This window comes from Alkalihalobacillus bogoriensis ATCC BAA-922 (genome assembly GCF_000621445.1).
Classification (GTDB): domain Bacteria; phylum Bacillota; class Bacilli; order Bacillales; family Bacillaceae_F; genus Bacillus_AO; species Bacillus_AO bogoriense.
In genome coordinates, this window is sequence record NZ_JHYI01000048.1 from 1 (window position 1) to 8,003 (window position 8,003).

The 8,003-nt window shown below is 32.5% G+C and carries 7 protein-coding genes; 1 reads left to right on the forward strand and 6 read right to left on the reverse strand.

Features of this window, described 5'->3' with window-relative positions; translation table 11 throughout:
* Window positions 1–531 precede the first annotated feature (531 nt).
* Window positions 532–1,143 (reverse strand): hypothetical protein, encoded by a 612-nt coding sequence (locus T323_RS0115565; protein ID WP_026674094.1) that lies wholly within the window; start codon window positions 1,141–1,143, stop codon window positions 532–534.
* A gap of 14 nt (window positions 1,144–1,157) precedes the next feature.
* Window positions 1,158–2,180 carry a hypothetical protein gene (locus tag T323_RS29295; RefSeq protein ID WP_026674095.1) on the reverse strand — a complete coding sequence of 341 codons (1,023 nt, stop codon included), beginning with the start codon at window positions 2,178–2,180 and terminating at the stop codon, window positions 1,158–1,160.
* Window positions 2,181–2,340: 160 nt separating this feature from the next.
* Here T323_RS29295 and T323_RS0115575 point away from each other — a divergent pair, with 160 nt between their 5' ends.
* The gene (locus tag T323_RS0115575) at window positions 2,341–2,757 is read left to right on the forward strand and encodes a hypothetical protein (RefSeq protein WP_026674096.1); all 417 of its coding nucleotides are present in this window, start codon (window positions 2,341–2,343) and stop codon (window positions 2,755–2,757) included.
* 37 nt (window positions 2,758–2,794) lie between these two features.
* On the opposite strand, the gene T323_RS0115580 is transcribed toward T323_RS0115575, so the two are convergent.
* The 4 genes from T323_RS0115580 to T323_RS26920 all read right to left on the reverse strand — a co-directional run bounded on the left by T323_RS0115580 (window position 2,795) and on the right by T323_RS26920 (window position 7,213).
* A complete protein-coding gene (locus T323_RS0115580; protein WP_026674097.1) occupies window positions 2,795–3,424 on the reverse strand; it encodes a hypothetical protein in 630 nt (209 codons plus the stop codon).
* A gap of 2 nt (window positions 3,425–3,426) precedes the next feature.
* Window positions 3,427–3,606: a hypothetical protein gene (locus tag T323_RS0115585; protein ID WP_026674098.1), complete on the reverse strand. Its 180-nt coding sequence runs from the start codon at window positions 3,604–3,606 to the stop codon at window positions 3,427–3,429.
* Between the two features lie 128 nt (window positions 3,607–3,734).
* Window positions 3,735–5,087 carry a homing endonuclease associated repeat-containing protein gene (locus tag T323_RS0115590; RefSeq protein ID WP_026674099.1) on the reverse strand — a complete coding sequence of 451 codons (1,353 nt, stop codon included), beginning with the start codon at window positions 5,085–5,087 and terminating at the stop codon, window positions 3,735–3,737.
* Between the two features lie 104 nt (window positions 5,088–5,191).
* Complete coding sequence (locus tag T323_RS26920) at window positions 5,192–7,213, reverse strand: DEAD/DEAH box helicase (protein WP_051556564.1); 2,022 nt, start codon at window positions 7,211–7,213, stop codon at window positions 5,192–5,194.
* Window positions 7,214–8,003 lie beyond the last annotated feature (790 nt).

Below are 8,003 nucleotides of genomic sequence, written 5' to 3' on the forward strand. Positions count from 1 at the left end.
AAAAGCCCTTAATTCTTCACGCTTTGTTTCGGGAAGTAAATAAATTTTAGGCTCTGTATATTTTGATAAACAATCCAGAGTATTTGATTTCACATCACTTTGATACAAATGTGGTTTTAAGACAAATTCAGTTTCAATTCTTTTAACTCCTACAATTGCTCTTACATCCATCGCTATTTCCTCCCTTGTTGATTCCATTTCTGCAAACAAAAAAGACCACTTCATCTAAACTAATAAAAAATACGAGTTCGTAACCCATAAAAATTATAAATTCAAATAAAATAGTCTATTAAGCAGGGAAGATTCCCCGCCATTATTCGATAAAATTATAATAAATTCTATTATTTTTAGTCAATATTTTTTAAGACAATAAAAGAACCACCCTAATTTGCCTGATAAGCAGGGCGGTTCTTCTCGCAAAAAAATCAATAAAGTGAACCGATCCTTAAAGACTTAAAGATCAACTTTATTTTACTAAGTGTTTAGAACTAAAATCAATAACTTGCAATTCGGTATCGTCAACAATCGAACTTAGTTAATGATGATTTTTAATTCTTCCCATAATAATTGATTGTTTCCTTGTAACACGATGTAGTAATGATTAAATCTATTATCTTCCTGTATGCGTTTCCTTCTCGCTAATGTTGGTTTATTTACCTCCTCGAAAATAAATGTTACAGATTTAAAGCTACCATGCTTTCCCCTTTTCAAATTATCCAAACGGTATAAATCCTGAACTATATTATCCTTACCATATTTTTGTCTGTATGACTTGCAAATCTCGCAATCTAATTCGTGCTTTTTCCATCCTGCATTTCCTTGTTCACGTTTGATCGAGAATCCAATATCTACTTTATTTCTATTATTGACTAATGCTATATCTAATTCATTCACACGACCATTAGCACCTTCTAAAGGGAAATTACTATGGATCGAATAATTTACTTTATTTGCTTCAAGGAAACTTTTTAAATACAGGTTAATTAGTAACTCCGTTATTCCTGTTAAATTATTAGAGTGTCCCATGTATTCTGCACACTTTTCATAAAAACCTCTTTTTAAATCATATAATTCTTCACCTGATAATGTTTTGACATTTTGTTTTATGTAATCGTGAACATCCGTTATTGCTTTACGGAACACTAACACCAGCTCCTTTATAACTTTTGAATATTGGAAAGCCAGACTTCATACGGTTGCCTACTTTTCTCAACCCAATGATTACATAATAAATAGCTGGCACCTTCTATTGTTAATACATTGGCATAATAACGAGGTCTCCCATTGATATTTCGTTGTTCATGAATACTTTTATTCCCCTCTATCTTTTTTAACATTGGATATGGCAATAAAAAGGTATTTTTGCAATATCGTGCATCACAGAGATGGGCAAGTTTTTCTGTACTCAGTTTTCCTTGTCGGATTAAATCATTAAACGTAGACTGTACAAAACTACCTATTTTAGGCTCACCTGCTTGTTCTTTTTCCGTTGCACTAACAATTTTATTATCAATGTTTGAACCATTTTTAGCAGTATCACCAAACATCTGATACATCTGTATACTGCGTAAAAATAATTCTGAAGTATCAGCTACTGAGGAAGATATACTAATGACAGGATCTAATATTTCACACTTGAAATCGTTATTAGCAATAACTTGAAACTCATAATCAAATCCTATTGTGTTAAACAATTCTCTCAATTCTCCAAGATGGAGCATCATAGGCTCATAAACTGAGGGATTTATTTTTGGCGAGGCAAATATGATGTTCCCCTCGGTCATATTAAAATAACCGTTAAATAACATAGCTGTTCTTACAAGCTTCTTAATGACTCTTTCTACTGTAGTTTTTTTATCACCGTAATTAAGTCCACCTTCATGAAAAGCAACGTCTACACCGTACATATTAGTTACTAAACTATTCTCTATTTGCAATCCAAAAGCATCTATTTCCCCCTGGAGCAATAACTGTAAATATGATTTATTATTCTTAAAAATATTGAAACGATGTTTTGTTTCAAAGTATTCATTTACCGCAATCATCATTTTCTCAATATTTTCTTGATTTGATAGTTTCCAATGATTAGATGATGGTTTCCAATTTAATTGCACTGATTGACACTTTTTTATGTGGCGAAGCCAAGATAATATCAACGACTCTCCCATCTCTATTTTCATTTACTCTTCCCCCTCAAATACATTTCCTTTATTATAATAGAAAAAAATGTAATCTGCCTTAGCAATTGAACGGCTTTCAATTACTTCTAACCATGTATAATTAGATGTAATGTATAATCATTGATGACTATTTGTGGTTGCACGCTGGGAGGGATACATAATGAAATCACTTCAAGAGAAAGTAAAATCATGGATTGGGAAAATCAACGTACTTGATGAAAATTCTAATCCATCATGCTATTACTTCATAATAGAACAATTTGCTGACGAACCTACCGTCTATCTCCGAACCAATTCTGTGGGTGTTGAAATCGGTTATGTTGGTGTGCAATGGTACGGACATATACCTGTTGAAACTAATGTTAAAAAATTGGCTCTATCGTGGGAAGATTTAAAACTGTTGAGTAAAGAGGAACAAGAAAATAATATTATAGAGATGATGTTAAAGACAATAAATTCGAGGAAAAGACAGTATCGGAAGTGCCAATATTGCCAAGAAAAAATTGCACCTGAACATCGATATGATAAAAACACATGTCATTCTTGTGCTTCTGAACATTTAAACATAGTTTATTGAAAGATAAAGGGAGAAGCTCTTACTATTGCTTCTCCCTTTATCCCTCACTTAAATCCTTTTTTTGATACTCTTCTTCAAAGCACATATACCAATATCCTAAATAGTCGTCTTTACAAATGGCGTGTCTTTCCTTAAATGAACCATCTTGTTCAAATAGATAGGCACTTACTTTTTCAACATCAAGTTCAGGATCGACATAGCGATACACCATTAGCACATTCGATTGTTGCTCCTTGTTCTTCTTCACGACCAATTTATTGAGAAGTGATATTCTATCCGTTGACTCAATGTTTTGAATTCCTATAACATTATGAGGTACATAGCCTTCTTCTGTTTTTGAAAACAGCTTATCAAGCGTATCTTCATCTTTGTTCCACTGATTTTCTCGCTCTAAGTGCAACGCCAGATAATCATAGTTTTCAGTATTTTTCCTGCTATCCCATTTCCACCAAGAAAGATCCATCGGTCTTGATCTACCTCTGACTTTATCAAACTTCGAATCTTCCACAAACGCATCAAATCCAAGCATTTCACCCAAATTTGCAAAATAATCAATCTCTCGCTTCGTAAACATAGAGCGGTTATGATTACACGTTAAATTAAGTCTTCTATAATTGCGTACATATCCTTCCAAAAACTGCATTAAATCAAAATATTGTTTGTCCATTGTTATTTATCCTGCTTTTCAATAAATTTCGCCATTTGCTCTTCACTTAGTTCACTTGGGCTTACATTGGTTTTTTTGCAATATTCATAAAGTGCTCGAACTTTTACTTTTACGTCTGATGGCACAGCATATACACCGTTTTGAAAAGCATCTTCAAACTTTTTAAGTTCTTTTGTATCCACCCTATCTACCCCTTTTTATTCCATTTTACTATAAAAAATCGATAATAATAATAATAAAAGACAACATCTCTATTTCTACAGAATAGAAACGTTGTCCAATACTAAATAATTTTCAATAGTGACTTGAGTTAAATAGCAGTATTAAATTCCTTGACAATATGCCTTTCAATTAGTTTGCAAAGATACTTAATCTCATTTGAATTTAATTTAGGAGTATCCTGGTAATATTTTATAAATGAGACAGCCTGCTCAGCTTTTACAACATTCAGTTTTGTTCTATCCATATTCTTTAAAGAACACTTTGGATGAGCATATACAAGCATGCTGACAACATCATAATCCGTTCCTATTACTTGATAAAGAAGTTCCTCGTGCCTAATAATTTGAGCTTCTGGACATTCTATTGTTTCCAATGTTCCACCGTTTACCCTTTCCCAATTTCCATGTCTATCTATTGAAATCGTTCCTTTGTAATTCTTTGTTTCAAGATGGAATATTCCGCTTTCACCAATCACGATATGATCAAATTGTTGTACTAAATTTCCAAAACAAATTTTAACATCGTTGTAGACACGATATTTCTTTTGATCCAAGAAAGACAATTGATGAGCAACTCTTTTTTCCCCATAATCGCCTGATTTTTTAACATAGGATTGTTGTCTCTTTTTCTTTTCGTTTTGAGTTTCTCCGTTAATATTTTGTTGAGCAAGAATACGGTCTATTTCTGCCCATACTTTTTTGAGGGAACTCACTTTAAACATTCTCATTATTGTGTTTCTACTTGGCAAACTTTTATTTTGATCTATTTCTTTAGCAGTTAAATGTCTTTGATATTTTTTATATTCCATTATTAAAGCTTGTACAATGTCTTCTTTTGAATATATTGGCTTCCTTCCTTTCACCTCAAAACCCGCTTGCTTTCTCAATTCATTCAAAGATCCAAAAACCAATATAAAGTTATTTAGCGTTAGAGAGTAAAACTTTGCATGTTTGTTTAAATCATTAAGTGTAGCTGGTCTATTTACTTTTTCACTTATTTCTTTATAAATATTCAGCAATGCTCTCTTCGAAACATTTTTAGCTGGTTCTTTATTCGGCTTTAAATTAGCTTCTCTTAAAGCTTCGTTATATGAGCCAAACACTAAATTTAATTCATGTGCAGAATAACCTTTATTTTTATATTCATTTGCTGTTGGAGTATGACCAATTTCCATTGCCACTTCTTGTAACGTGTTAATATAGTATTCTTTTTCCTTAACCTTACACCTTACAAAATTTAGCTCTTCTTTTGGAATTCCAGCTTTTATCAAAATCTCGTTAAAGCTCATGCCGAATCTATTCCTAAGGTAAGGAAGACATGGACTCAATTTCTTCCTTTTAAAAAAATCATGACATCCTGTTGGCTGAACTACATAATACTCTTCTCTTAGAATATCAAGTATCTCTTGATCAGTTAACCGATTTGGATTTGTTTTTTTCATGATCATCATCACTCCCAGAAAAAATTTGAAACTACTTGATCATAGAAGAGTCAACTTATATACCATATATTGACTCTTCTAAAGTTAATTGATTGTTTTATTGATTAAGCAGAAAAACTGACATCCCTACTGTTACAACCGTAAAACTCAGGTTCATCCAATTTTAATAATTCATTTTCAATACACTTTCTGAAATAAAATTTATTATTACCGAAATACACTTTAAACAAAATCGTATCATCTTCCCAAACACCATCAATATAAGCCTTCTTTTTCCTACCTCCAAGTTTATTCTCATAGATATATTTCGCAATTGTTTTAATATCAAGTTTTTCTCTATCTGCGAATGGAATGAAAGTTGGCAGGACTCCTTTTTGAGCAAAGTAGGTGACAATATCCTTAATATCCTCATTAACATTGTTTACCTCTATATCTGAATTAAAGAACCATATACGTTTAATTTCTCTTGCTATCTCATCTAATTTATCTTCATCAAGGCTGTCATTACTTTTGATGCCCTTTGCCTCAAAAATATCAGGTAATTTTTCAAACAGGTTTTTGTACGTTTTTTGGTTGCTATCATAAATCAGAATTTCACAGGTTTTATTTTTCTCCTTTTCAGTGTTAATATAAAATGAATAAACGCCTAAAGGAATAGATTTTTTAAAATCCAAGGATACTAAGTCTTTCGTATCAATGGCTTCATCTACCTTCTTAACGAACTCTTCAATTTTTTCAATTGAGAGATATTGTTTAAAGCTTTTGGTAATATTAGTATTTTTATCAGTCCAAGAACCTCTTGTCGGAAATAAACTTGCAGGGTTTATCCAAGCAATCTTGTCTTTCCATTCATCAACAAAGCTGACAATATAGGCTTTCTCTGTTCCACCTGCGTCTTTTCCTCGCAATGCTCTTCCAACCATTTGTGTCATTAAAATAGGTGATGTCGTAGGTCTTGTTAAGAACACTGTTTGAACATCAGGTAAATCAGTACCTTCTGTAAGGATGTTTACATTTATGAGTACATCTAACTCATTATTTTTAAACTTCCTAATTTTTTCTCTATTAGTTTCAGTAGAAAGATCAACGTCAGTTGCAACATTCGGATCAGATGAAATAACAAAGTCTGAAGCAACCCCTCTATCCCTAAACAACTTGTTTAGCTCAATTGCATGAATCTTGTTTATCGCAAATACGAGTAATTTGCCGTATTCTTCTTTTCTATTAAGATAAGCTTGTACAATTCTATTGTTTCTAATTCGATTTTCAGCAATATGCGATGCTATATTCTGAGGAATACTATCAAATTCTTTTATAGCTTTAATATCCTTTTTATTAAGCCTTAGTGTCATGTCTAAATTGGTTTGCAACTCTTTTAAAATAGGTTCCGCCAATATACCTCTACTAATTAACGTTCTTAAATCTACCTTATAAATGATGTCATCTACGAAGACCTTTTTTAGCAGTCCTTTTTCTTGCCCATCTGTTCTGAATGGTGTTGCTGTCAAACCAATTATCCAAAGCTTTTTTACATTTTCTTTTAAACAACTCATGATCTTTCTGTACGTTTTAGCAGTAGCATGGTGTGCCTCATCAATCACAAGACATACTTCGCTGTTGTCATTTAACCAACTTTTTGTCAATTGTTTCATCTTAAGACTTAAGCTATCCTTACTTGCAATAATTAAATCATCTGTTTCCTTGATATTCCCTACGCTGTCATGACGCCCTGAAATCAATCGGTAATCAAAGCTATTCCGTATAGTTAGAAGGTTGGAAAAGGCACTTCTCTTAACTGCTGATAATGCCTGCTCTAACAACTCGTATCTATGAGCTATCCATAGTACCTTCTTGTTATTATTTATCATATTTTCAAGCACCCATTGAACCGCTGTAATGGTCTTGCCCCCACCTGTTGGAAGAACAACAAGCCCAGAAAAACTATTTCTATTTTGAAAGTCAATAGTCTTGTCCATGGCTTGTATTGCCTCTCTTTGATGAAAATACAACTCCAACGGGTTTCTTTCATTTCTAACAAAAATAGTTCCAGCATTATTTTTTCTCATTCTGTTACCCACCTTTTCTAATAATTTAATTTGTTGTTGGTTTACAGTTTTTTGCTTCATAAACTGATCACTCCTTAAAAATTAGATTTGGCTGTCATTAAACGAAAATGTTTGAGACAACCTATGTAAAAAGCGGTGGGTAGTGTAGTATAAGGTTTTCAAAGAACAACAAAAAAGCTAATTTACTTAAACACACATAAATAGGCATGTTTGAGGATCCAAAAGGTACACTTAGCCTTCTGTAGCACAAACTATAAACCTATTTAATTGTGATATGTCTAAGTAAATTAGCTTTAAAATATCAAAATATGTTACCTATAAAAAATATATAAAAAAGTATTGTATATAAACAACGATTACAACTTTAGTATAATTAGACCGATATCTTGTGTCAATACTTTTAATATATTTTTTCATATTTCTTCGTTGTTGCATTTTTCTTTTCCCTAAACCCTTATTCCTTATCTTTACTTTGTAGATCGGTAAAAATCTTTGTCCACTCCCCAATCCCTCTCAATCCCTTCTCCCCCAAGCCTTCCCCCCACTTTTACCACACTCTTACAGGTAAAAATGTTTGTCCAGAATAGAAAAGATAAGGGGACAGGAATTAGGGTTTTGAGCGATGAAAAAAGGTAAAAATGTTTGTCCGTAGTAGAGGTAAGGATTAAGGAATTAGGGTAAATGGCTGAATGAAAAAAAGAGCCAATGTCAGTGTTATCAACACTTTCAAAGACTCCTTCATGCTTTTTCTCTACCCCTTATCCCTTTCACCTTAAAAATACTTTGGACAGAGTTTTTTACCCTTGGACAAGGTTTTTTACCTGCGGACAGAGTTTTTTTGGGGGGTTCA

Coding starts and splice junctions, on each gene's coding strand:
- T323_RS29295 (WP_026674095.1), bottom strand. CDS start 2,180: ATGAAAATAGAGATGGGAGAGTCGTTGATATTATCTTGGCTTCGCCAC.
- T323_RS0115575 (WP_026674096.1), top strand. CDS start 2,341: ATGAAATCACTTCAAGAGAAAGTAAAATCATGGATTGGGAAAATCAAC.
- T323_RS0115580 (WP_026674097.1), bottom strand. CDS start 3,424: ATGGACAAACAATATTTTGATTTAATGCAGTTTTTGGAAGGATATGTA.
- T323_RS0115590 (WP_026674099.1), bottom strand. CDS start 5,087: ATGAAAAAAACAAATCCAAATCGGTTAACTGATCAAGAGATACTTGAT.
- T323_RS26920 (WP_051556564.1), bottom strand. CDS start 7,213: ATGAAGCAAAAAACTGTAAACCAACAACAAATTAAATTATTAGAAAAG.